Raw genomic sequence first — 22072 nt, forward strand, 5'->3', positions numbered from 1 at the left:
CTCGGTCGTGCCGCTCGCTGGCAAAGGTTGAATGAGATGCGGAGCAAGGTGACAGGTGCGCAGCGCTGGGTCGTGAAGATCGGCAGCGCGTTGCTGACGGCGGACGGCAAGGGGCTGGATCGTGCGGCAATGGGAGTGTGGGTCGAGCAGATGGTGGCCTTGCACGAGGCTGGTGTCGAGTTGGTGCTGGTGTCTTCCGGTGCTGTTGCTGCTGGCATGAGTCGCCTGGGCTGGACCGCACGACCGAGTGCGATGCATGAGCTGCAGGCGGCCGCGGCCATTGGCCAGATGGGCTTGGTGCAGGCTTGGGAGTCGAGCTTCGCCGAGCATGGCCGGCATACCGCGCAAATCCTCCTGACTCATGATGACCTGTCGGATCGCAAGCGTTACCTCAATGCGCGCAGTACCCTGCGGGCATTGGTCGAGCTCAAGGTGATCCCGGTGATCAACGAGAACGACACCGTGGTCACCGATGAAATCCGTTTTGGCGATAACGATACCCTGGCGGCGCTGGTGGCCAACCTGGTGGAGGCTGATCTGCTGGTGATCCTGACCGATCGCGATGGCATGTTCGATGCCGACCCGCGTAGCAATCCAGACGCCCAGCTGATCTACGAGGCGCGAGCCGATGATCCGGCCCTGGATGCGGTGGCTGGCGGTACTGGCGGTGCCCTGGGGCGTGGCGGTATGCAGACCAAGCTGCGCGCGGCGCGGCTGGCGGCGCGTTCCGGGGCGCACACCATCATCGTCGGTGGGCGCCTGGAGCGGGTGCTGGATCGGCTGAAGGCGGGTGAGCGCATCGGTACCTTGCTGTCTCCGGAGCGCGGCATGCTGGCTGCGCGCAAGCAGTGGCTGGCCGGTCATTTGCAAACCCGTGGCACCCTGGTGCTGGACGAGGGGGCAGTGTCCGCGTTGTCCGAGGGGCGCAAGAGCTTGTTGCCGGTGGGGGTCAAGCAGGTCCAGGGTGGCTTCCGGCGCGGCGAAATGGTGGTCTGTGTGGCGCCTGACGGGCGCGAGATCGCTCGCGGCTTGGCCAACTACAGCGCCTTGGAGGCACAGAAGATCATGGGTCGGCCTTCCGATGCAATTGTCGGCGTGCTGGGCTACATGGCTGAGCCGGAGCTGGTCCATCGTGACAATCTGATTCTGGTTTGAGTCGCATAAGGAAAAAACGCATGCGCATGGCAAAGGGATTGTTGGGTTTGTTCTTGGCGATGCCGCTCATGGCGTCGGCCGAGGAAATTGGTCGGGTGTCCACGGTCTTCAAGTTCGTCGGGCCGAATGATCGGATCGTCGTCGAGGCGTTCGATGATCCCAAGGTCGATGGCGTGACCTGTTATCTGTCGCGGGCCAAGACAGGGGGGCTCAAGGGTGGCCTGGGTTTGGCGGAGGATCGAGCCGAGGCCTCCATTGCCTGTCGTCAGGTGGGGCCGATTGCCTTCAAGGGTGACCTGAAGGATGGTGAGGAGGTATTCAAGGAGCGTACCTCGCTGGTGTTCAAGACCATGCAGGTGGTGCGTTTCCTCGACAAGAAGCGCAATACCCTGGTGTACCTGGTCTATAGCGATCGGTTGATCGAGGGTAGCCCGCAGAATGCGGTGACGGCGATTCCGATCCTGCCTTGGTCGCACCAATAATCTGATCGCTGGCGAGTTGGTCCTGTGGGTGTTGGGCTGGCTCGTCGGGTGGGCTGAATTGCAGCCAATAAAAAACCGACCCTTGGGTCGGTTTTTCAACAAGCGTGTCGCTTAGGCGGCAGCAGCGAGCTTCAGAGCCTTGATGTGGCCATTCAGGCGGCCTTTATGGCGAGCAGCTTTGTTCTTGTGGATGATGCCTTTATCGGCCATGCGGTCGATAACTGGCACGGCCAGAACGTAAGCGGCTTGCGCTTTTTCGGCGTCTTTTGCGTCGATGGCTTTAACTACGTTCTTGATGTAGGTACGAACCATGGAACGCAGGCTGGCGTTGTGGCTGCGACGCTTCTCAGCCTGTTTTGCACGTTTTTTGGCGGAAGGTGAGTTGGCCACCGTCGAGCTCCTCGAAAGACTTTTTGGGAAATAGCAAACAAAATAGGCCGCGAATCATGCCGATGAGTTGGTGTGTTGTCAAGGGCAGCTGATGCGTTCCGCTGAGTGGTCGATCGGAAGTGGCGGGATATTTATTTCCGGCGCTTGACCTGTAAACTCGCGAGCTTTGGCTCTGTGCTGTTGCGGCGCGGAGTATCGCACAAGTGGGCGCCTTTTCGCCCGCTGTTTATCTACAAGGCACAAAGCTTTTCATGAACCTGCTCAAGTCGTTGGCCGCCGTCAGCTCTATCACGATGCTTTCCCGAGTGCTGGGGTTTGTGCGTGACACCATCATCGCGCGTACCTTCGGTGCCGGCATGGCCACGGACGCCTTCTTCATCGCCTTCAAACTGCCCAACCTGCTGCGGCGGATCTTCGCCGAAGGGGCATTCTCCCAGGCTTTCGTACCGATTCTGGCGGAGTACAAGACCCAGCAGGGCGAAGAGGCGACGCGTACCTTCATCGCCTACGTATCCGGCTTGCTGACCCTGGTACTGGCATTGGTCACGGCCCTGGGAATGATCGCTGCGCCTTGGGTCATCTGGGGCACGGCGCCGGGTTTCGTCGATTCCCCGGAAAAGTTCGCCCTGACTGCCGACCTGTTGCGGGTGACCTTTCCTTATATATTGCTGATATCCCTCTCGTCCCTGGCCGGGGCGATCCTCAATACCTGGAACCGTTTCTCGGTACCGGCCTTCGTGCCGACCCTGCTCAATGTCAGCATGATCATCTTCGCGGTGTTCCTCACGCCGTATTTCGATCCGCCGGTGATGGCCCTGGGCTGGGCGGTGTTGGCCGGTGGCCTGGCACAGTTGCTGTACCAGCTGCCGCACCTGAAGAAGATCGGCATGCTCGTACTGCCGCGTCTTAACCTGCGTGATACCGGGGTCTGGCGAGTCCTGAAACAGATGCTGCCGGCGATCCTCGGGGTGTCCGTGAGCCAGATTTCGCTGATCATCAACACGATCTTCGCCTCGTTCCTGGTGGCTGGCTCGGTCTCCTGGATGTACTACGCCGACCGGCTCATGGAGCTGCCGTCCGGAGTATTGGGGGTGGCGTTGGGGACCATCCTGCTGCCGACCCTGGCCAAGACCTATGCCAGCCAGGATCGCCACGAGTATTCGCGGATCCTCGATTGGGGGCTGCGGCTGTGCTTTATTCTGGTGTTGCCTTGTTCCTTGGCGCTGGGGATCCTGGCCGAGCCATTGACGGTGTCGCTGTTCCAGTATGGTGAGTTCAGCGCCTTCGATGCAGCCATGACCCAACGGGCGCTGGTGGCTTACGCAATCGGCTTGCTGGGCATCATCATGATCAAGGTGCTGGCTCCGGGCTTCTATGCCCAGCAGAACATCCGGACCCCGGTGAAAATCGCCATCTTCACCCTGGTGGTCACCCAGTTGTTGAACCTGGCGCTGATCGGTCCCCTTAAACATGCCGGGCTCGCCCTGGCCATCAGCGGCGGGGCTTGCATCAACGCCGGCCTGCTGTTCTACCAGCTGCGCAAGCAGCGGATGTTCCAGCCGCAGCCGGGGTGGGGGATGTTCATCCTCAAGTTGCTGGCCGCGGTGCTGGTCATGTCGGCGGTGCTGTTGGGCTCGATGCACTACATGCCAGCCTGGGATGAGGGGCATATGCTCCAGCGTTTCCTGCGCCTGGGCGCTCTGGTGGTAGCCGGCGTGGTGGCTTATTTCGGCATGCTGGCCCTGCTGGGCTTCCGCCTGCGGGATTTCAATCGCAAGGCCCTGGGCTGACGAGGATCCGGTCGTCGCAGCAGGGTGGACACAGGTTTTGTCGGTTCGATCACTTTGGGTTGCGGTGCTGCCTGTCGTCAGCCGCCCGGTGTGGTTATAATCGGCCACTTTATGAGCAAGAAGCGCGTTATGCAGCTGGTTCGAGGCCTTCACAATCTGCGCCCCCAGCATCGGGGCTGCGTCGCCACTATTGGCAACTTCGACGGTGTTCACCGTGGTCACCAGGCTATCCTGGACCGGCTGCGTGAGCGTGCGCTCGAGTTGGGCGTACCCAGCTGCGTGGTGATTTTCGAACCGCAGCCGCGTGAGTTCTTTTCTCCCGAAACCGCTCCAGCGCGCCTGACCCGCCTGCGGGACAAGCTGCAATTGCTGGCGCAAGCCGGGGTCGACCGGGTTCTGTGCCTGGCGTTCAACCAGCGCCTGGGCAAGCTCAGCGCCAGCGAGTTCGTCGAGCGAATCCTGGTGGATGGCCTGGGTGTGCGGCACCTGGAGGTCGGTGACGACTTCCGCTTCGGCTGCGACCGGGTCGGAGACTTCGAGTTCCTGCAGCAGGCCGGTGCGACCCACGGATTTACCGTCGAAGCGGCCCGCACTGTGGAAATGGATGGGTTGCGCATCAGCAGCACCCAGGTCCGCAATGCCCTGGCCGCTGCCGATTTCGATCTTGCCGAGCGTCTGCTCGGTCGCCCCTTCCGGATTGCCGGTCGGGTGCTGCATGGGCAGAAGCTGGCGCGCCAGCTGGGTACGCCCACTGCCAACGTGCAGTTGAAGCGCCGTCGTGTACCGCTTTCCGGGGTTTACCTGGTCAGTGTCGACATCGATGGCCAGGCCTGGCCCGGAGTTGCCAACATCGGCGTCCGACCCACGGTCGCAGGTGACGGCAAGGCCCACCTGGAGATTCATCTTCTAGATTTTGCCGGTGACCTGTACGACCGGCGTTTGACGGTGGTTTTCCACCAAAAGCTGCGTGAAGAGCAGCGTTTCGCCTCCCTGGAGGCGTTGAAGACGGCGATCAATGCGGATGTTGCCGCCGCCCGTGCCCAAGTTGCACGTATCCATAGCGCCAATCGCTAATGAAGAGCCTTAAATGACCGACTATAAAGCCACGTTAAACCTTCCGGACACCGCCTTCCCAATGAAGGCCGGCCTGCCTCAGCGCGAACCACAGATTCTGCAGCGTTGGGACAGCATTGGCCTGTACGGAAAGTTGCGCGAGATTGGCAAGGATCGTCCCAAGTTCGTTCTGCACGACGGCCCTCCCTATGCCAATGGCAAGATTCACATCGGTCATGCGCTGAACAAGATCCTCAAGGACATGATCGTTCGCTCCAAGACCCTGTCCGGTTTCGACGCGCCCTACGTACCGGGTTGGGACTGCCATGGCCTGCCGATCGAGCACAAGGTCGAAGTGACCCACGGCAAGAATCTGACCTCGGACCAGACCCGCGAGCTGTGCCGTGCCTACGCCTCCGAGCAGATCGAGGGCCAGAAGACCGAGTTCATCCGCCTGGGTGTTCTGGGTGACTGGGACAACCCCTACAAGACCATGAACTTTGCCAACGAGGCCGGCGAAATCCGCGCCCTGGCGGAAATGGTCAAGGGTGGCTTCGTATTCAAGGGGCTCAAGCCAGTGAACTGGTGCTTCGATTGCGGTTCGGCCCTGGCCGAGGCGGAAGTCGAGTATCAGGACAAGAAGTCCGCCACCATCGACGTGGCCTTCCCTGTGGCTGACGAAGACAAGCTGGCCGCCGCCTTTGGCCTGGCCAAGCTGACCAAGCCCGCAGCCATCGTGATCTGGACCACCACCCCGTGGACCATCCCGGCCAACCAGGCGCTGAACATCCACCCGGAGTTCAACTACGCCCTGGTGGACACCGGCGAGCGCCTGTTGGTCCTGGCCGAGGAACTGGTGGCGTCCTGCCTGGCCCGCTACGGCCTGGAAGGTTCGGTGATCGCGACTGCCCCGGGTTCGGCCCTGGAACTGATCAATTTCCGCCATCCGTTCTACGATCGCCTGTCGCCGGTATACCTGGCCGACTACGTGGAGCTGGGCGCCGGTACCGGTGTGGTTCACTCCGCGCCGGCCTACGGTGAAGACGACTTCGTGACCTGCAAACGCTACGGCATGGTCAACGACGACATCCTCAACCCGGTCCAGAGCAATGGTGTGTACGCGCCTTCCCTGGAGTTCTTCGGCGGCCAGTTCATCTGGAAGGCCAACCCGGCCATCGTCGATAAGCTGAGCGAAGTCGGTGCCCTGCTGCACTCCGAGACCATCAGCCACAGCTACATGCACTGTTGGCGTCACAAGACGCCGCTGATCTATCGCGCCACCGCGCAATGGTTCGTGGGCATGGACAAGCAGCCAGTGGCCGGTGACACCTTGCGCGAGCGTGCCCTGCAGGCTATCGAGAGCACCCAGTTCGTGCCGGCCTGGGGCCAGGCCCGCCTGCACTCGATGATCGCCAACCGTCCGGACTGGTGCATTTCCCGCCAACGCAACTGGGGCGTGCCGATCCCGTTCTTCCTGCACAAGGAGACCGGCGAGCTGCATCCACGCACTGTCGAATTGATGGAGGAGGTGGCTCAGCGCGTCGAGAAAGAAGGTATCGAGGCCTGGTTCAAACTGGACGCCGCCGAGCTGATCGGTGACGAAGCTGGCCAGTACGACAAGATCGCCGACACCCTGGACGTCTGGTTCGATTCCGGCACCACCCACTGGCATGTGCTGCGTGGCTCCCACGATATCGGCCACGTCACTGGTCCGCGCGCCGACTTGTACCTGGAAGGCTCCGACCAGCACCGTGGCTGGTTCCACTCTTCCCTGCTCACCGGTTGCGCCATCGACGGCCACGCGCCGTACCGCGAATTGCTGACCCACGGTTTCACCGTGGACGAGAGCGGGCGCAAGATGTCCAAGTCGCTGGGCAATACCATCGAGCCGGAGAAGGTCAACAACACCCTGGGTGCCGATATCATGCGCCTGTGGGTCTCGGCCACCGACTATTCCGGCGAGATGGCGGTATCCGACCAGATCCTGCAACGTAGTGCCGATGCCTACCGGCGGATCCGCAACACTGCGCGTTTCCTGCTCTCCAACCTGAGCGGCTTCAACCCCGCCACCGATCTGCTGCCAGCCGAAGACATGCTGGCCCTGGACCGCTGGGCCGTGGACCGTACCTTGCTGCTGCAGCGTGAGCTGGAATTGCACTACGGTGAGTACCGTTTCTGGAACGTCTACTCCAAGGTGCACAACTTCTGCGTGCAGGAACTGGGCAGCTTTTACCTGGACATCATCAAGGATCGCCAGTACACCACCGGCGCCAACAGCAAGGCCCGTCGCTCCTGCCAGACCGCGCTGTTCCACATCAGCGAAGCGCTGGTGCGCTGGATCGCGCCTATCCTGGCCTTCACCGCCGACGAGCTGTGGCAGTACCTGCCGGGCGAGCGCAATGAGTCGGTGATGCTCAACACCTGGTACGAGGGGCTGAGCGAGCTGCCGGAAGGCTTCGAGCTGGATCGCGCCTACTGGGAGCGGATCATGGCGGTCAAGGTCGCGGTCAACAAGGAGCTGGAGAACCAGCGTGCCGCTAAAGCGGTGGGCGGCAACCTGCAGGCCGAAGTAACGCTGTACGCCGAGGACGCGCTGTCGACCGACCTGGCCAAGCTGGGTAACGAACTGCGCTTCGTGCTGATCACCTCCACCGCCAGTGTCGCGCCCCTGGCGCAGGCTCCAGCGGACGCGGTAGCCACCGAGGTCAGCGGCCTCAAGCTGAAAGTGGTCAAGTCGAGCTTCGCCAAGTGCGCCCGTTGCTGGCACTGCCGCGAAGACGTCGGCGTCCATCCTGAGCATCCTGAAATCTGCGGTCGCTGCGTAGATAACATCAGCGGTGAAGGCGAGGTCCGTCACTATGCCTAATGCCGCAGGCCGTTTCGGTCGTCTGGGCTGGCTGTTGCTGAGCGTGCTGGTCCTGGTCATCGACCAGGCCAGCAAGCTGCACTTCGAAAACTCGTTGACCATGTATCAGCAGATCGTGGTGATTCCCGACTACTTCAGCTGGACCCTGGCCTACAACACCGGTGCCGCCTTCAGCTTCCTGGCCGATGGTTCGGGCTGGCAGCGCTGGCTATTCGCCCTGATCGCCGTCGTGGTCAGTGCGGTGCTGGTGGTCTGGCTCAAGCGCCTGGGGCGTAACGAAACCTGGCTGGCCATCGCCCTGGCCCTGGTGCTCGGTGGTGCCCTGGGCAACCTGTATGACCGCATCGTCCTGGGTCATGTGATCGATTTCATCCTGGTGCACTGGCAGAACCGCTGGTACTTCCCGGCATTCAACTTCGCCGACAGCGCTATTAGCGTCGGTGCCGTAATGCTGGCCCTGGATATGTTCAAGAGTAAGAAAACCGGAGAAACCGTTCATGACTGAACAGGTAATGGCTGGACAACGTATCGGCCAGCACACCGAAGTCACCTTGCATTTCGCATTGCGCCTGGAGAACGGTGACACGGTAGACAGCACTTTCGACAAAGCCCCGGCGACCTTCAAGGTTGGCGATGGCAACCTGCTCCCAGGGTTCGAGGCGGCGCTGTTTGGCTTCAAGGCAGGGGACAAGCGTAACCTGACCATCGAGCCGGAAAACGCCTTTGGCCAGCCAAACCCGCAGAACGTGCAGGTGATCCCCCGTTCGCAGTTCCAGGACATGGAGCTGTCGGAGGGGTTGCTGGTGATTTTCAACGATGCGGCGAACACCGAATTGCCCGGCGTGGTCAAAAGCTTCGATGATGCCCAGGTCACCGTTGACTTCAACCACCCGCTGGCCGGCAAGACCCTGACCTTCGATGTCGAGATCATCGACGTCAAGGCGCTTTAACCGCATCACGGGCAAGCCCGCCCCGGCAAGAACATCGGTGTTCTGGCCGGGGCGGGCTTGCTTGCGATCAACCGCGAAGCGGTTGCCATGATTATTCCTTGCGCGCAAGACACGAGGCACAGCATGCAAATCAAACTCGCCAACCCCCGTGGCTTCTGCGCCGGTGTGGACCGGGCGATCGAAATCGTCAATCGCGCCCTGGAGGTCTTCGGGCCCCCGATCTATGTCCGGCACGAAGTGGTACATAACAAGTTCGTCGTCGAGGACCTGCGCAATCGCGGGGCGATCTTCGTCGAGGAACTGGACCAGGTGCCAGACGATGTCATCGTCATCTTCAGTGCCCACGGCGTGTCCCAGGCTGTACGCAGCGAAGCCGCCGGTCGCGGCCTCAAGGTATTCGACGCTACCTGCCCATTGGTGACCAAGGTGCATATCGAAGTCGCGCGTTACAGCCGCGATGGTCGGGAATGCATCCTCATCGGCCACGCCGGTCACCCGGAGGTCGAAGGCACCATGGGCCAGTACGACGCCAGCAACGGCGGCGCCATCTACCTGGTGGAAGATGAAGACGACGTGGCCAGGCTGCAGGTACGGAATCCCGAGCGGCTGGCCTTCGTGACCCAGACCACCTTGTCCATGGACGACACCAGCCGGGTGATCGACGCCTTGCGTGCGCGCTTCCCGGCCATCGGCGGGCCGCGCAAGGACGATATCTGCTACGCCACGCAAAATCGCCAGGACGCCGTCAAGCAACTGGCCGACGAGTGCGACGTGGTATTGGTAGTGGGTAGCCCTAACAGTTCCAACTCCAATCGCCTGCGTGAGCTGGCCGAGCGCATGTCCACCCCGGCCTATCTCATCGATGGCGCCGAGGACCTGCAACGCAGCTGGTTCGATGGTGTCGAGCGCATCGGTATCACCGCCGGCGCCTCGGCTCCGGAAGTCCTGGTGCGCGGCGTGATCCAGCAGCTGCAAGCCTGGGGCGCCACCGGTGCCGACGAGTTGGCCGGCCGTGAAGAGAACATCACCTTTTCCATGCCCAAGGAACTGCGGGTTCGCTCCCTGCTCTGATCATCCTGCACTCATGCACAGGGCCTGCTCGGCGATGTCGCTGCGCAGGCTGATCCTCCCGCTACGCGACAGCACCACCTGGTGACGGCTGTCTGCCTGGCCTCTCTGGCAGATATGCAGCGTGCCGGCCTGGAAGGCGCCAGTAGGCAACAACGGATTGCCCTGGACGCCGAAGCGCACGAAGTGCTGCACCGGACGATTGCCGATTATCTGCACGTGCCCGGCCTGCCGGCGCTCTACCAGCAGGGGATTCTGCGGGTCGTCAGGCCCCTTGCCGCTGGCATCCAGGATGATTCGCCAACCCTTGCTCCAGTCACCGTCCAGCCCGTGTACCAGGGCCGTGTGACGTTGCAGGATGGCTGCCGCCCGAGCATTGCGCAGGTCGCTGGCGAGGGTTCGAGCAGCATCCAATTGTCGATTCGATTGCAGCAACTGGCCGAGCCCGCTGCCGGACAGAGGCAGCAGGATCGCCAGCAGGGCCAGGGTGATCAAGAGCTCTAGCAAGCTGAAACCTCTCTGTTGCATGGCGTCTCCCTCCTTGGAAACACAACTTCACGCTATCCGTGCACGGCCCTTGGTGATTCAAGGGCTCGTTTGTTATAGCCCGGGCGTTCCCAGGCTAGATGGTCAATTTGCATACAAGGAATTGCCGACCACTGGCACCTGGACCCGGGCCGACCCCAGCAATGTGTTGCCGGGTGTACCAGATAGCGAACTGCGCTCCATTGCCGGCTAACCTCAAGAGGCGGCGAGGCTGACCGGGCCTGGTATGCCGTTCTCCACGGATCGGAGGAGCTTCGGATGAAAGGAGCAGGAAACGAGTTCGGCATGACCCTGATCGAGGTCCTGGTGGCGTTGCTGGTCCTCGCCTTGGGCTTGCTGGGGGCCGCGGCGATACAGCTCAAGGCCTTGCAGTACACCGATAGCGCACGGATGAGTACCCAGGCGAGCTTCATCGCCCATGGCATGCTCGAGCGGATTCGAACCAGCATCCAGCCGGATGCTCTCCAGGCCAAGCCGGGGGAGGCGGCTTCAGGCAGCCTGCGAGCCCAGGACCTGGCGGATTTCGCCAGTGAGGTTGCGAATTTCGCTGGTGTCGATGCCCGGGGCCGCGTCGATGTCGGCCAGGGCCTCTACATCGTTCACATCACTTGGGATGACTCGCGTGCCTCGGGTTCCGGCGAGCGGCCGCGTGAGTTGATGCTTGGCAGCCGGGTGGCAATAGCCTCGGATGGGACGCCGTGAACCGTTGGAGCCGGGGTTTCGGCTTGGTGGAAGTAATGATGGCGCTGTCGTTGAGCCTGGTGTTGGTGCTCGGGGCGAGTCGGGTGTTCATGGCGGCCAAGCAGACCTATCTCAGCCAGGGCGCCTCGGCCTACCAGCAAGAGGAGGCGCGTTTCGTCCTGAGCAAGATGCTCCGGGAAATCCGCATGGCTGGATTCTCCGGTTGCCTGAGGAGGGTTCGCGATGCCAGTGAGGGTGGGAGTTTTTCTCGCTTGGCGGCGACGCCAATTCACTGGAGTGACACGGAGCAGAAACTGAGCCTGGTGACCGTCGATGCAGGAGAGGTCGATGGCGCGCCGACCTGGAGCCTGGTCACCGACTGCCGGAAGGAGGCAGTGGTCTATTCGGGGGCTCGGAAAGCAGGGGACGGGCAACAGGTGTTCGCCTTGCGCCGGGTGTCCTACCGCTTCAGGAACCAGCAGTTGCTGTTCGGCACCGGCCTCGAGCAACAACAGATGGTGCTGCTGGACAACGTCCAGTCCTTCGACATCGGTTTTGGCCTGGCCCGCTCGGCTACGGACAGTGCCCTGGCAGGCTATGGCCGTCAGCCTGGCGACCCCGCATTGATCCTCAGCGTACGGCTGCGCCTGACCCTGGGCGACCCGAGTGGTGCCGTCCGGCCCCAGGGGTTTACCCTCGTGGCGGCCTTGCGCAACAGGTTGTCCTGATGCAATCGCTTCCCGGTTTGCGCTTCGAACGAGGCATGGCGTTGCTGGCCAGCCTGTTGTTCCTGTCGCTATTGACGATGATCGGTGTGTCAGCCATGCAGAACGCCACCCTGCAGGAGCGGATGGCCGCCAGCCTGGCCCAGCAGCATCGTGCCTTTGAGGCCGCCGAGACGGCATTGCGCCTGGGCGAGGCGCAAGTGCGCAAGGGGATCTCCTGGCCGGCATGTGCCACGCCAGTGCAGTGCGCTCCCCCTGGCGAGTCGTCATGGGTGGTCGATGCTGGCTGGAACGCAATTTCCGGAGTGCGTTGGGTGGCAACGGTCGATGGTTACTACGCGGTGCAGAACCTGGGGCTCGTCAAGGGGGCGGTCCGATTGCCCGAGGAGGTCACGGCCACCCTGTATCGAGTGACGGCCATCGGCCTGGCGGGCCAGGCACGCAGCGTGCTGGAAAGCATCTATGCCAAATACTGACGCGGATCGCGGACGTTGGCGCAGCAGCCTGCTGGCCCTGGGCGGCCTGCTGTGGGTGCTGTGCCCAGCGACTACTATCCAGGCGCTGGCTGATGACTTGGTGACGGCGCAAGGGATGACGCTGTTGTCGCCCCAGGAACCGGAGGCTTGCTGCGGCAATATCGATGGCGGGAATTTGCCCGATGCACCTGTATTCGGCGGTAAGATGCTCGGCGCCCCGATGCCGGCCCCCTCTGACAACCTCTCCCAGGAGACTGAGGACGGCACTATCGAGCTCCCTATGCAGCGCCCCGGTGCCGGTGGCCGGCGCATCCTGTGGCGACAAATCCAGTAAGCGAGATTCTTGACCATGCGCAGATCCAACCAAGGTCTTACCCTGATCGAAATCATGATCGTGATTGCGATCATCGGTCTGGTCCTCACCTTGAGCCTTCCCAGCATCACCGAGTACATGAGGAAGCCGCACCGCAGTGAGGTCACTGTGCTGCTCACCGAGCAGGCACAGCTACTCGAGCGCCATCATGCCACGGCGGGGCTCTACAGCAATGCATCCGGCCTGAGCACGGGCAATGATTACTACAGCCTCAGCGCAACCCTGACCGACAGCGGATTCTCGCTCACGGCGGTGCCCAAGGCCGATGGCCTGATGGCGACCGACAAGTGCGGCAGCTTCACCCTCGACCAGGCCGGTGCCATCGGCCTGGCAGGCCAGGCCGATGGGGTGACGACCAAGGACTGCTGGGGCCGCTGAGTACCTGCTTCGGGAGCCCAGGCGCCCACTGTCTTTCTCATTGACTGGAACCATCTATGGCTAAGCAACAGCAAGTGCTGGTGATCGGAGGCGGAGTGATCGGCCTGCTCACCGCCTACAACCTGGCCTCCAAGGGGCAGCAAGTGCGGCTCTTGGAGCGCTCTGACCTGGGGCGTGAGTCTTCCTGGGCCGGTGGCGGGATCGTTTCCCCGCTCTATCCCTGGCGTTACAGTCCAGCAGTCACCGCACTGGCCCACTGGTCGCAGGATTTCTATCCGCAGCTTGCAAGGCAGCTGTTCAGCGATACCGGGATCGACCCCGAGGTGCATACCACCGGCCTCTACTGGCTGGACCTGGAAGACCAGGCCCTGGCCCTGGAGTGGGCGCGGCGTGAAGGACGCCCGTTGAGCCAGGTGGACATCAGCGCCGTACATGATGCGGTGCCGGTGCTCGGGAGCGGCTATCAGCAGGCGATCTACATGGCCAATGTGGCCAATGTGCGTAACCCGCGCCTGGTCAAGTCCCTCAAGGCGGCATTGCAGGCCCTGCCCAATGTGCATATCGACGAGCAATGCCAGGTCACGGGGTTTATCCGGGATGGGCAGCGAGTGGTGGGCGTGCACAGCGCCCTGGGCGAGTTGAGGGCGGACCAGGTGGTGCTTTGTGCCGGGGCCTGGAGCGGCGAGTTGCTGTCCAGCCTGGGGCTGGCGTTGCCGGTGGAACCGGTCAAGGGGCAGATGATCCTGTACAAGTGCGCCGCCGACTTCTTGTCCTGCATGGTCCTGGCCAAGGGACGCTATGCGATTCCCCGGCGTGATGGGCATATCCTGGTGGGCAGTACCCTGGAGCATGAAGGTTTCGACAAGACTCCGACCGCTTCTGCCCTGGATAGTCTCAAGGCCTCGGCCGTCGAGCTGATCCCGGCCCTGGCGGATGCAGAGGTGGTTGGGCATTGGGCGGGCTTGCGCCCGGGCTCTCCCGAAGGCATTCCCTACATCGGACAGGTTCCCGGATTCGACGGTTTGTGGCTCAACTGCGGGCATTACCGTAACGGCCTGGTGTTGGCGCCGGCCTCCTGTCAATTGTTCTGCGACCTGTTGTTGGGCAACCAGCCGATCGTCGATCCACAGCCATATGCTCCTGCCAGACGCATCGAGGCGCGCTTCTAGTCCAGCCCCAGTTTCTTCAAGCGATAACGCATCGAGCGAAACGACAGGCCCAGCCGGCGAGCCGCCTCCGTGCGGTTCCAACGGCATGCTTCCAGTGCCTGGAGCAGCAACTGGCGTTCCACCTGTTGCAGGTGCCGCGCCAGGTCGAACGCGATCGCGGCGGGGGGCAAGAAACTTTCCGCTTGGCTGGCGCAGGGCAAGCCGAGGTCTGCCACTTCTATCCATTGTCCTTCGCGGAAAATCTGTGCCCGTTCCAGCAGGTTTTCCAGTTCTCGCACATTGCCGGGAAAATCGTGGGCCTCCAGCGCCAGCAGCGCTTCCGAGCTCAGCTGGGCTACCGTCTGGCCGCTGTCGACGGCCAGGCGCTGCAGGATATGCCGGGCCAACAGGCTGATATCGGCGTGGCGCTCGCGCAGGGGCGGAACCCGCAGTTCGATGACATTCAGGCGATAGTACAGATCCTGGCGGAAGCGCCCGGCCTCCACCTGCTGCTTCAAGTCCTGGTGGGTAGCGCACAGAATCCTGAGGTCCACCGCTTCCTCTGTCTGGCTGCCCACCGCCCGCACAGACCTTTCCTGCAAGGCGCGTAAGAGTTTCACCTGCATGGCCAGCGGCAGCTCGGCTACTTCGTCGAGGAACAGGGTACCGCCCTGTGCGGCCAGGAACAGCCCGGGCTGGTCCGCCAGGGCCCCACTGAAACTGCCTTTGCGGTGCCCGAAGAATTCGCTTTCCATCAACTCCGAAGGGATGGCTCCGCAGTTGACCGCAATGAATGGTCGCCGGGCCCTGGGGCTCAGGTCGTGGATCAGGCGGGCGACCCGTTCCTTACCGCTACCGGACTCGCCGCTGATGTAGACCGCTGCCTGGCTGGGCGCCAGCTTGGCGATCTGGCGGCGCAGGGCTGCCATGGGAGGTGAGTTGCCCAGTAGTTGCTTGCTTGCCGGGTTTTCGCGGGGCACAGGTGGCTTGAGTCGGTTGCCGACCAGTTCTCTTAGATGTTTGAGATCCAGGGGTTTGTGCAACAGATCGCAGGCCCCGGCCTGCAAGGCGCTGGCAGCGGCCTGCTGGCTGGCGTCGTCACTGAGTACGGCCACGGGAATACGGGAATGGTCCTGGCGGATATGCTTCAGCAGTTCCAGGCCGCTGCCGTCCGGCAGATGCAGGTTGGTCAGGCACAGGTCGAAACGATTGTGCCTCAGGTGGTCGCGGGCTTCTTGCAAGGTGCGTGCGCTGCGGGTGTGCAGGCGCATCCGGCCAAGGGTGATTTCCACAAGGGCGCGTACTTCCTTGGCCCCATCGACCACCAGGACCGTTTGCGGTGGATTCATGACAGTGCGCTTTCATCCATGAAGAATGGGTAGCCGGCGTATCGCCAGGCCGAGAGTTGAAGTCTAGGCCCGCTAGGCAAGAGCGGCAGGGCAGCGGTGGAAGTGGTGGCGCCGGTTCGGGGCTCGGGCCTGCTCGGGAGGCAGCAGAGCCACTGGATCCGGGGGCTGGGGGGATTGGCCCAACGGCTTGGAGGGCGGAGGTTTTTTGTCGCCAATTATGGCGATGGGGCGATTGCCCTGTGCCGCCAGGCGCAGGGCGGGGGCGATCAGCGGTTCTGGCTGCCGGGGCCTTGTTCCAGGTGGGCCTGGCTGCAATACCACTGCTGCGCCAGGCCCAGGGCCCGGTCCTGGGGCAGGTGTACGCCGCAGTGAGCGCAGCGCACCATGGGCGTGCTACCCGGCTCAGCGGAGGGGCGGGGAGCCGAGGCCGGGCGTTTGAATTTGCGCCAGAACCATACCGCAGCGGCAATCAGGGCGATCCAGAACAGTAGACGAACCATGGCATCCAGTTTCTTGAGGAAAGATGCGGCAGTTTAGCCAAGCGCCCGCCGGCCGCACAGGCCCCCAGGATTACAGGCATGAAAAAGGGAGACTTGAAGTCTCCCTTTCTTGGATAGGCTGCTGCTGATCAGTCGAATACACCGAAGGTCATGTAGCTGAACCAGGAGCGGTCTTCGTTGTTGCCTGCGGCTTGGTGATTTTCTTCCTCGATCACTTCGCCGTTGCTGTCCTTGGGCTTGAGCTCCTCGGGGATCGCATCCTTGGCATCCTGGTACTGCTTCATGATGTCCTGGTTGGCGCGGGTTTCTCCCGGCGGCAGCGGCGGACGGGATTCGATCAGGCCCAGGGTGGCCTTGCTCAGCCAGGAGCGGTTGTCGGCCTCGGCTACCCGCGGCACGAACTGGCCGTCCACCAGGCTGGGGTGGTCAGGGTAGTTGAGCTTGAGGGTTTCCAGGCTGGTGGCTGCCAGTTCATCCAGGTGCAGGCGCTGGTAGGCCTCGGTCATGACCGCCAGGCCGTCGCCTACCGATGGGGTTTCCTGGAAGTTCTCCACCACGTAGCGCCCACGGTTGGCGGCGGCGACATAGGCCTGGCGGGTGAGGTAGTAGTCGGCTACGTGGATTTCATAGGAAGCCAGCAGGTTGCGCAGGTAGATCATGCGCTGCTTGGCATCCGGGGCGTAGCGGCTGTTCGGGTAGCGGCTGGTGAGCTGGGCGAATTCGTTGTAGGAGTCGCGGGCGGCACCCGGGTCGCGCTTGGTCATGTCCAGCGGCAGGAAGCGCGCCAGCAGGCCGACGTCCTGGTCGAACGAGGTCAAGCCCTTGAGGTAGTAGGCGTAGTCGACGTTCGGGTGCTGTGGGTGCAAGCGAATGAAACGCTCGGCAGCCGACTTGGCGGCTTCCGGCTCGGCATTCTTGTAGTTGGCATAGATCAGCTCGAGCTGTGCCTGGTCGGCGTAGCGACCGAAGGGGTAGCGCGATTCCAGGGCCTTGAGCTTGGCGGTGGCGCTGGTGTAGCTATGGTTGTCCAGGTCGGTCTGCGCCTGCTGGTACAGCTCGACTTCGCTCAGGTTTTCGTCAACGACTTCCTTCGATGAGCAAGCAGCGGTCAGTGCGAGGATGGCGATCAGCAGCAGGTGTTTCACTTGCATAGCGGCTTGCGTCCCTATGACGGCCGCTGTCTTGGGCGGGGCCGTCCTGTTATGATGAGCGCCCCGTTGAGAGCCTCGGGGCAAAAGACGCCGTATTTAACCACAAGCGTGCAGCCGAAACCAAAGGCTGTGCCGACCCCCAGTCCGAGCATGTCCGATAAAATAGAACTTCGCGCAGAGGTGCCGTCCGAACTGGGCGGTCAACGCCTCGATCAAGTCGCCGCCCAATTATTCGCCGAGCATTCACGCTCGCGCCTTTCCGCCTGGATCAAGGACGGTCGCCTGACGGTGGACGGAGCGGTGCTGCGTCCCCGTGACATTGTGCATGGTGGCTCCGTCCTCGAGCTGACCGCCGAACAGGAAGCCCAAGGTGAGTGGGTTGCCCAGGACATCGAGCTGGACATCGTCTACGAAGACGACGACATCCTGGTGATCAACAAACCGGCGGGCCTGGTGGTGCACCCGGCTGCCGGCCATGCTGATGGCACCTTGCTCAATGCGCTGCTGCATCATGTTCCCGACATCGTCAATGTGCCGCGGGCGGGCATTGTCCATCGTCTGGACAAGGACACCACCGGCCTGATGGTGGTGGCCAAGACCATCCAGGCGCAGACGCAACTGGTGGCTCAGTTGCAGAGCCGCACCGTCAGCCGCATATATGAATGCATCGTGATCGGCGTGGTGACCGCAGGCGGCAAGATCAATGCCCCCATCGGTCGCCATGGCCAGCAGCGCCAGCGCATGGCGGTGATGGAAGGTGGCAAGCCGGCCGTCAGCCATTACCGGGTGTTGGAGCGCTTCCGCTCCCATACTCATGTGCGGGTCAAGCTGGAAACCGGGCGTACCCACCAGATTCGGGTGCACATGGCCCACATCAATTTCCCGTTGGTGGGCGATCCGGCGTACGGCGGTCGCTTCCGTATCCCTCCGGCCGCCAGCCCGACCATGGTCGATTCGCTGAAGAACTTCCCGCGCCAGGCGCTTCATGCGCGCTTCCTGGAGCTGGACCACCCGACCACCGGCAAGCGCATGAGCTGGGAGTCGCCGTTGCCGGAAGACTTCGTCTGGCTACTGTCGCTGCTCAAGCAAGACCGTGAGGCGTTCATCGGATGAATGACTGGCTGATTCCTGACTGGCCCGCGCCGGCCGGGGTCAAGTCCTGTGTCACCACCCGCAGCGGTGGCGCCAGCCTGGCGCCGTTCGACAGCCTCAACCTCGGTGATCACGTCGATGACCAACCCGAAGCGGTCGTCGAGAACCGGCGTCGCCTCACCGAGCGGTTCTCCATCGCTCCGGCCTGGTTGCAGCAGGTGCATGGGGTCGCGGTGGCCCACGCCGATCCCGCCGTGGTTGCAACCGCTGATGCCAGCTGGTCCGCCACGCCGGGCGTTGCCTGCGCGGTGATGACCGCCGACTGCCTGCCGGCGCTGTTCTGTAACCGTGCCGGGACCCGGGTCGCGGCCGCCCATGCCGGTTGGCGCGGGCTGGCTGCCGGAGTGCTGGAAGCCACGCTCGACCACCTCGACGTGCCCGCCGACCAGGTCCTGGTGTGGCTGGGGCCGGCGATAGGTCCACAGCGTTTCGAAGTGGGCGCCGAAGTGCGCGAGGCGTTCGTCACCCAGTTGGCCGAGGCCGGGCAGGCCTTTGTCCCGAGCATCAATGCCGGGCGTTTCATGGCCGATATCTACCAGTTGGCACGCCTGCGGCTGGCGGCCCGTGGAGTCACCGCTGTTTATGGCGGTGGTTACTGCACTGTCAGCGACCCGCGTTTCTTCTCCTATAGGCGCAATCCGCGTACCGGGCGTTTCGCCTCCCTCGTCTGGCTCGAGCGCTAGACTAATCTGACTTGCGTCAAGCAGCTGACGCTTGAATCTCCCAGAATCGACCGCATCTAGGGAATCATCTGGCAGGTTTCTCTATTTAGGTGTGTCCATCGCTCCGGCCTGCTCAAAAGGAAGGTGACTAATGCGTATAGACCGATTGACCAGCAAGCTCCAGCTGGCTTTATCCGATTCCCAATCCCTGGCGGTAGGCCTCGACCACCCGGCCATCGAACCGGCGCACCTGATGCAGGCCCTGCTTGAACAACAAGGTGGCTCCATCAAGCCCCTGCTGATGCAAGTGGGTTTCGACGTCAACAGCCTGCGCAAGGAACTGAGCAAAGAGCTCGACAAACTGCCGAAGATCCAGAACCCCACTGGCGACGTGAACATGTCCCAGGACCTGGCGCGCCTGCTCAACCAGGCCGATCGCCTGGCCCAGCAGAAAGGCGACCAGTTCATTTCCAGTGAACTGGTGCTGCTGGCGGCCATGGATGAAAACAGCAAGCTCGGCAAACTGCTGCTGGGCCAGGGCGTGAGCAAGAAGGCCCTGGAAAACGCCATCAATAACCTGCGCGGCGGCGAGGCGGTGAATGACGCCAACGTCGAGGAGTCGCGCCAGGCACTGGATAAGTACACCGTCGACCTGACCAAGCGTGCCGAGGACGGCAAGCTCGATCCAGTGATCGGTCGTGACGACGAGATTCGCCGCACCATCCAGGTACTGCAGCGTCGTACCAAGAACAACCCGGTGCTGATCGGCGAGCCTGGCGTGGGCAAGACCGCCATTGCCGAGGGCCTGGCCCAGCGGATTATCAATGGCGAGGTGCCCGACGGCCTGAAGGGCAAGCGCCTGCTGGCGCTGGATATGGGCGCGCTGATCGCTGGCGCCAAGTACCGCGGTGAGTTCGAGGAGCGCCTCAAGTCGCTGCTCAACGAATTGGCGAAGCAGGAAGGGCAGATCATCCTGTTCATCGACGAACTGCATACCATGGTCGGCGCCGGCAAGGGCGAGGGTGCCATGGATGCCGGTAACATGCTCAAGCCGGCCCTGGCCCGTGGCGAGCTGCACTGCGTGGGCGCCACGACGCTCAACGAATACCGCCAGTACATCGAGAAAGACGCCGCCCTGGAACGCCGCTTCCAGAAAGTACTGGTGGAGGAGCCGAGCGAGGAGGACACCATTGCTATCCTGCGTGGCTTGAAAGAGCGCTATGAAGTGCACCACAAGGTAGCGATCACCGACGGTGCGATCATCGCCGCGGCCAAGCTCAGCCACCGCTATATCACCGATCGCCAGTTGCCGGACAAGGCCATCGACCTGATCGACGAAGCGGCCAGCCGTATCCGCATGGAGATCGATTCCAAGCCGGAAGTGCTCGATCGCCTTGACCGCCGCCTGATCCAGTTGAAGGTGGAGTCCCAGGCGTTGAAGAAGGAAGAAGACGACGCAGCGAAGAAGCGTCTGGAAAAACTGACCGAGGAAATCGAGCGCCTGGAGCGTGAGTACTCCGACCTCGAAGAGATCTGGGCCTCTGAAAAGGCTGAGGTGCAGGGCTCGGCGCAGATCCAGCAAAAGATCGAGCAAGCTCGCCAGGAGCTGGAAGCTGCGCGGCGCAAGGGCGACCTCAACCGCATGGCCGAGTTGCAGTACGGAGTGATCCCGGATCTGGAGCGTAGCCTGCAGATGGTCGATCAGCATGGCAAGACCGAGAACCAGCTGCTGCGCAATAAGGTGACCGAGGAAGAAATTGCCGAGGTGGTGTCCAAGTGGACCGGCATTCCTGTGTCGAAAATGCTCGAGGGCGAGCGCGATAAGCTGTTGAAGATGGAAAGCCTGCTGCATCAGCGAGTCATTGGCCAACATGAAGCCGTGGTGGCGGTATCCAATGCCGTGCGCCGCTCCCGTGCTGGCCTGGCGGACCCGAACCGGCCAAGCGGTTCGTTCATGTTCCTCGGCCCGACCGGGGTGGGCAAGACCGAGCTGTGCAAGGCTCTGGCGGAATTTCTCTTCGACACCGAAGAGGCCATGGTACGGATCGACATGTCCGAATTCATGGAGAAACACTCCGTGGCTCGCCTGATCGGCGCGCCTCCGGGTTATGTCGGTTACGAGGAAGGCGGCTACCTGACGGAAGCCGTACGTCGCAAACCGTATTCGGTGATCCTGCTGGATGAGGTGGAGAAGGCACACCCGGATGTGTTCAACATTCTGCTGCAGGTCCTGGAGGACGGACGTTTGACGGACAGCCATGGGCGTACGGTGGACTTCCGCAATACCGTGATCGTCATGACTTCCAATCTGGGCTCGGCGCAGATTCAGGAGCTGGTGGGCGACCGCGAGGCCCAGCGCGCTGCGGTGATGGATGCGGTCTCCACTCACTTCCGGCCGGAGTTCATCAATCGGGTCGACGAAGTGGTGATCTTCGAGCCGCTGGCCCGGGATCAGATCGCTGGTATCACCCAGATCCAGTTGGGGCGTCTGCGCAGTCGTCTGGCGGAACGCGAATTGCGTCTGGAACTGAGCGATGAAGCCTTGGACAAGCTGATCGCCGTGGGTTACGACCCTGTATACGGTGCCCGGCCGCTGAAACGGGCGATCCAGCGCTGGATCGAGAACCCGTTGGCCCAGTTGATCCTGTCCGGCGGTTTCCTGCCTGGCAGCACCATCACGGCGGTGGTGCAGGACGACGAGATCGTCTTCAACTGATCGCTGGTAGCCTGAAATCGAAGAGGCCTCGCATTGCGAGGCCTTTTTTTTCACTAGGGCGTTGAACTGTAAGGAAAAGGCTTGTAAAGTGCGCCCCGCAGTCAGTCACCCCTCAGGTTTTTTCTGCTGTAGAAGAAACCGGCAATGAAGTCGCAAATCATTGTCTTAAAAGCAATTTAGGGGGTTGACAGAGGTTTTAAAGATTGTAAAATGGCGCGCCTCAGAGACGTGAACGTAGCGATACGCAGAAGGTCGAAGAGGATGAAGCAACACGTTGTAGCTTGAAGTCATCAGTTCCGTGATAGCTCAGTCGGTAGAGCAAATGACTGTTAATCATTGGGTCCCAGGTTCGAGTCCTGGTCACGGAGCCAACTTCAAATCGGGGTATAGCGCAGTCCGGTAGCGCGCCTGCTTTGGGAGCAGGATGTCAGGAGTTCGAATCCCCTTACCCCGACCATATT

At 62.2% G+C, this 22072-nt stretch carries 22 protein-coding genes and 2 tRNA genes; 19 read left to right on the top strand and 5 right to left on the bottom strand.

Translation table 11 applies throughout. The features are described from left to right. Positions 1 to 36: 36 nt before the first annotated feature. Both proB and H7A76_RS10215 read left to right on the top strand, forming a co-directional pair. On the top strand, positions 37 to 1155 hold the full coding sequence (gene proB, locus H7A76_RS10210) for a glutamate 5-kinase (protein ID WP_185698364.1): 1119 nt from the start codon (positions 37 to 39) through the stop codon (positions 1153 to 1155). A gap of 20 nt (positions 1156 to 1175) precedes the next feature. Further along, a complete protein-coding gene (locus H7A76_RS10215; RefSeq protein ID WP_185698365.1) occupies positions 1176 to 1637 on the top strand; it encodes a CreA family protein in 462 nt (153 codons plus the stop codon). A gap of 111 nt (positions 1638 to 1748) precedes the next feature. Here the strand turns inward: H7A76_RS10215 and rpsT are convergent, their stop codons facing one another. Beyond that, a complete protein-coding gene (gene rpsT / locus H7A76_RS10220) occupies positions 1749 to 2027 on the bottom strand; it encodes a 30S ribosomal protein S20 (RefSeq protein WP_009050949.1) in 279 nt (92 codons plus the stop codon). 251 nt (positions 2028 to 2278) lie between these two features. On the opposite strand from rpsT, the gene murJ reads away from it, so the two are divergent. From murJ to ispH, 6 genes are all read left to right on the top strand, one after another. Then, entirely contained in the window at positions 2279 to 3817 is a 1539-nt protein-coding gene (gene murJ, locus H7A76_RS10225) for a murein biosynthesis integral membrane protein MurJ (protein ID WP_185698366.1), read from the top strand. A 129-nt stretch (positions 3818 to 3946) separates the two neighbouring features. After that, positions 3947 to 4891: a bifunctional riboflavin kinase/FAD synthetase gene (gene ribF / locus H7A76_RS10230; RefSeq protein WP_185698367.1), complete on the top strand. Its 945-nt coding sequence runs from the start codon at positions 3947 to 3949 to the stop codon at positions 4889 to 4891. 13 nt (positions 4892 to 4904) lie between these two features. Then, positions 4905 to 7736 carry an isoleucine--tRNA ligase gene (gene ileS / locus H7A76_RS10235; protein WP_185698368.1) on the top strand — a complete coding sequence of 944 codons (2832 nt, stop codon included), beginning with the start codon at positions 4905 to 4907 and terminating at the stop codon, positions 7734 to 7736. Next, complete coding sequence (lspA, locus tag H7A76_RS10240) at positions 7729 to 8241, top strand: signal peptidase II (protein ID WP_185698369.1); 513 nt, start codon at positions 7729 to 7731, stop codon at positions 8239 to 8241. Before ileS ends, lspA begins: the two co-directional genes overlap by 8 nt. Next, complete coding sequence (gene fkpB / locus H7A76_RS10245) at positions 8234 to 8686, top strand: FKBP-type peptidyl-prolyl cis-trans isomerase (RefSeq protein ID WP_185698370.1); 453 nt, start codon at positions 8234 to 8236, stop codon at positions 8684 to 8686. Before lspA ends, fkpB begins: the two co-directional genes overlap by 8 nt. A gap of 123 nt (positions 8687 to 8809) precedes the next feature. Beyond that, a complete protein-coding gene (gene ispH / locus H7A76_RS10250; protein ID WP_185698371.1) occupies positions 8810 to 9757 on the top strand; it encodes a 4-hydroxy-3-methylbut-2-enyl diphosphate reductase in 948 nt (315 codons plus the stop codon). On the opposite strand, the gene H7A76_RS10255 is transcribed toward ispH, so the two are convergent. Then, the gene (locus H7A76_RS10255; protein ID WP_185698372.1) at positions 9758 to 10282 is read right to left on the bottom strand and encodes a GspH/FimT family protein; all 525 of its coding nucleotides are present in this window, start codon (positions 10280 to 10282) and stop codon (positions 9758 to 9760) included. It abuts the gene before it with no gap. A gap of 276 nt (positions 10283 to 10558) precedes the next feature. On the opposite strand from H7A76_RS10255, the gene pilV reads away from it, so the two are divergent. The 6 genes from pilV to thiO are packed head-to-tail and all read left to right on the top strand — an operon-like array spanning position 10559 to position 14102. Next, positions 10559 to 11002 carry a type IV pilus modification protein PilV gene (gene pilV, locus H7A76_RS10260; protein ID WP_260497939.1) on the top strand — a complete coding sequence of 148 codons (444 nt, stop codon included), beginning with the start codon at positions 10559 to 10561 and terminating at the stop codon, positions 11000 to 11002. Next, positions 10999 to 11709: a PilW family protein gene (locus tag H7A76_RS10265; RefSeq protein ID WP_185698373.1), complete on the top strand. Its 711-nt coding sequence runs from the start codon at positions 10999 to 11001 to the stop codon at positions 11707 to 11709. The genes pilV and H7A76_RS10265 overlap by 4 nt, the downstream gene beginning before the upstream one ends. Beyond that, the gene (locus tag H7A76_RS10270) at positions 11709 to 12182 is read left to right on the top strand and encodes a PilX N-terminal domain-containing pilus assembly protein (protein WP_260497940.1); all 474 of its coding nucleotides are present in this window, start codon (positions 11709 to 11711) and stop codon (positions 12180 to 12182) included. Before H7A76_RS10265 ends, H7A76_RS10270 begins: the two co-directional genes overlap by 1 nt. Then, positions 12169 to 12516, top strand: coding sequence for a hypothetical protein (locus H7A76_RS10275; RefSeq protein WP_185698374.1), 348 nt, complete (start codon positions 12169 to 12171; stop codon positions 12514 to 12516). Before H7A76_RS10270 ends, H7A76_RS10275 begins: the two co-directional genes overlap by 14 nt. Before the next feature lie 15 nt (positions 12517 to 12531). Beyond that, positions 12532 to 12933, top strand: coding sequence for a type IV pilin protein (locus tag H7A76_RS10280; protein WP_185698375.1), 402 nt, complete (start codon positions 12532 to 12534; stop codon positions 12931 to 12933). Between the two features lie 56 nt (positions 12934 to 12989). Then, positions 12990 to 14102, top strand: coding sequence for a glycine oxidase ThiO (thiO, locus tag H7A76_RS10285; protein WP_185698376.1), 1113 nt, complete (start codon positions 12990 to 12992; stop codon positions 14100 to 14102). Here the strand turns inward: thiO and H7A76_RS10290 are convergent. From H7A76_RS10290 to H7A76_RS10300, 3 genes are all read right to left on the bottom strand, one after another. Next, positions 14099 to 15430, bottom strand: coding sequence for a sigma-54-dependent transcriptional regulator (locus H7A76_RS10290; protein WP_185698377.1), 1332 nt, complete (start codon positions 15428 to 15430; stop codon positions 14099 to 14101). The genes thiO and H7A76_RS10290 overlap by 4 nt on opposite strands. A 266-nt stretch (positions 15431 to 15696) precedes the next feature. Further along, positions 15697 to 15930: a PP0621 family protein gene (locus H7A76_RS10295; protein WP_185698378.1), complete on the bottom strand. Its 234-nt coding sequence runs from the start codon at positions 15928 to 15930 to the stop codon at positions 15697 to 15699. A gap of 128 nt (positions 15931 to 16058) precedes the next feature. After that, entirely contained in the window at positions 16059 to 17081 is a 1023-nt protein-coding gene (locus tag H7A76_RS10300; RefSeq protein WP_185698379.1) for an outer membrane protein assembly factor BamD, read from the bottom strand. A gap of 150 nt (positions 17082 to 17231) precedes the next feature. Here H7A76_RS10300 and rluD point away from each other — a divergent pair, with 150 nt between their 5' ends. The 5 genes from rluD to H7A76_RS10325 all read left to right on the top strand — a co-directional run bounded on the left by rluD (position 17232) and on the right by H7A76_RS10325 (position 22068). Further along, complete coding sequence (gene rluD / locus H7A76_RS10305) at positions 17232 to 18194, top strand: 23S rRNA pseudouridine(1911/1915/1917) synthase RluD (protein WP_185698380.1); 963 nt, start codon at positions 17232 to 17234, stop codon at positions 18192 to 18194. Beyond that, entirely contained in the window at positions 18191 to 18916 is a 726-nt protein-coding gene (gene pgeF / locus H7A76_RS10310; RefSeq protein WP_185698381.1) for a peptidoglycan editing factor PgeF, read from the top strand. Before rluD ends, pgeF begins: the two co-directional genes overlap by 4 nt. A gap of 130 nt (positions 18917 to 19046) precedes the next feature. Then, positions 19047 to 21611, top strand: coding sequence for an ATP-dependent chaperone ClpB (clpB, locus tag H7A76_RS10315; RefSeq protein ID WP_185698382.1), 2565 nt, complete (start codon positions 19047 to 19049; stop codon positions 21609 to 21611). A gap of 295 nt (positions 21612 to 21906) precedes the next feature. Next, positions 21907 to 21982: transfer RNA gene (locus tag H7A76_RS10320), tRNA-Asn, on the top strand. Positions 21983 to 21991: 9 nt separating this feature from the next. Next, positions 21992 to 22068 (top strand) — tRNA-Pro (locus H7A76_RS10325). Positions 22069 to 22072 lie beyond the last annotated feature (4 nt).

The sequence above is a fragment of the Pseudomonas sp. MSSRFD41 genome, assembly GCF_014230245.1.
In the GTDB taxonomy this organism is placed as follows: domain Bacteria; phylum Pseudomonadota; class Gammaproteobacteria; order Pseudomonadales; family Pseudomonadaceae; genus Aquipseudomonas; species Aquipseudomonas piscis.

Coding starts and splice junctions, on each gene's coding strand:
- H7A76_RS10275 (WP_185698374.1), top strand. CDS start 12,169: ATGCCAAATACTGACGCGGATCGCGGACGTTGGCGCAGCAGCCTGCTG.
- H7A76_RS10300 (WP_185698379.1), bottom strand. CDS start 17,081: ATGCAAGTGAAACACCTGCTGCTGATCGCCATCCTCGCACTGACCGCT.
- ileS (WP_185698368.1), top strand. CDS start 4,905: ATGACCGACTATAAAGCCACGTTAAACCTTCCGGACACCGCCTTCCCA.
- H7A76_RS10280 (WP_185698375.1), top strand. CDS start 12,532: ATGCGCAGATCCAACCAAGGTCTTACCCTGATCGAAATCATGATCGTG.
- H7A76_RS10290 (WP_185698377.1), bottom strand. CDS start 15,430: ATGAATCCACCGCAAACGGTCCTGGTGGTCGATGGGGCCAAGGAAGTA.
- ispH (WP_185698371.1), top strand. CDS start 8,810: ATGCAAATCAAACTCGCCAACCCCCGTGGCTTCTGCGCCGGTGTGGAC.
- lspA (WP_185698369.1), top strand. CDS start 7,729: ATGCCTAATGCCGCAGGCCGTTTCGGTCGTCTGGGCTGGCTGTTGCTG.
- fkpB (WP_185698370.1), top strand. CDS start 8,234: ATGACTGAACAGGTAATGGCTGGACAACGTATCGGCCAGCACACCGAA.
- thiO (WP_185698376.1), top strand. CDS start 12,990: ATGGCTAAGCAACAGCAAGTGCTGGTGATCGGAGGCGGAGTGATCGGC.
- H7A76_RS10215 (WP_185698365.1), top strand. CDS start 1,176: ATGCGCATGGCAAAGGGATTGTTGGGTTTGTTCTTGGCGATGCCGCTC.
- H7A76_RS10270 (WP_260497940.1), top strand. CDS start 11,709: ATGCAATCGCTTCCCGGTTTGCGCTTCGAACGAGGCATGGCGTTGCTG.
- H7A76_RS10255 (WP_185698372.1), bottom strand. CDS start 10,282: ATGCAACAGAGAGGTTTCAGCTTGCTAGAGCTCTTGATCACCCTGGCC.
- proB (WP_185698364.1), top strand. CDS start 37: ATGCGGAGCAAGGTGACAGGTGCGCAGCGCTGGGTCGTGAAGATCGGC.
- ribF (WP_185698367.1), top strand. CDS start 3,947: ATGCAGCTGGTTCGAGGCCTTCACAATCTGCGCCCCCAGCATCGGGGC.
- pgeF (WP_185698381.1), top strand. CDS start 18,191: ATGAATGACTGGCTGATTCCTGACTGGCCCGCGCCGGCCGGGGTCAAG.
- clpB (WP_185698382.1), top strand. CDS start 19,047: ATGCGTATAGACCGATTGACCAGCAAGCTCCAGCTGGCTTTATCCGAT.
- pilV (WP_260497939.1), top strand. CDS start 10,559: ATGAAAGGAGCAGGAAACGAGTTCGGCATGACCCTGATCGAGGTCCTG.
- H7A76_RS10295 (WP_185698378.1), bottom strand. CDS start 15,930: ATGGTTCGTCTACTGTTCTGGATCGCCCTGATTGCCGCTGCGGTATGG.
- rluD (WP_185698380.1), top strand. CDS start 17,232: ATGTCCGATAAAATAGAACTTCGCGCAGAGGTGCCGTCCGAACTGGGC.
- murJ (WP_185698366.1), top strand. CDS start 2,279: ATGAACCTGCTCAAGTCGTTGGCCGCCGTCAGCTCTATCACGATGCTT.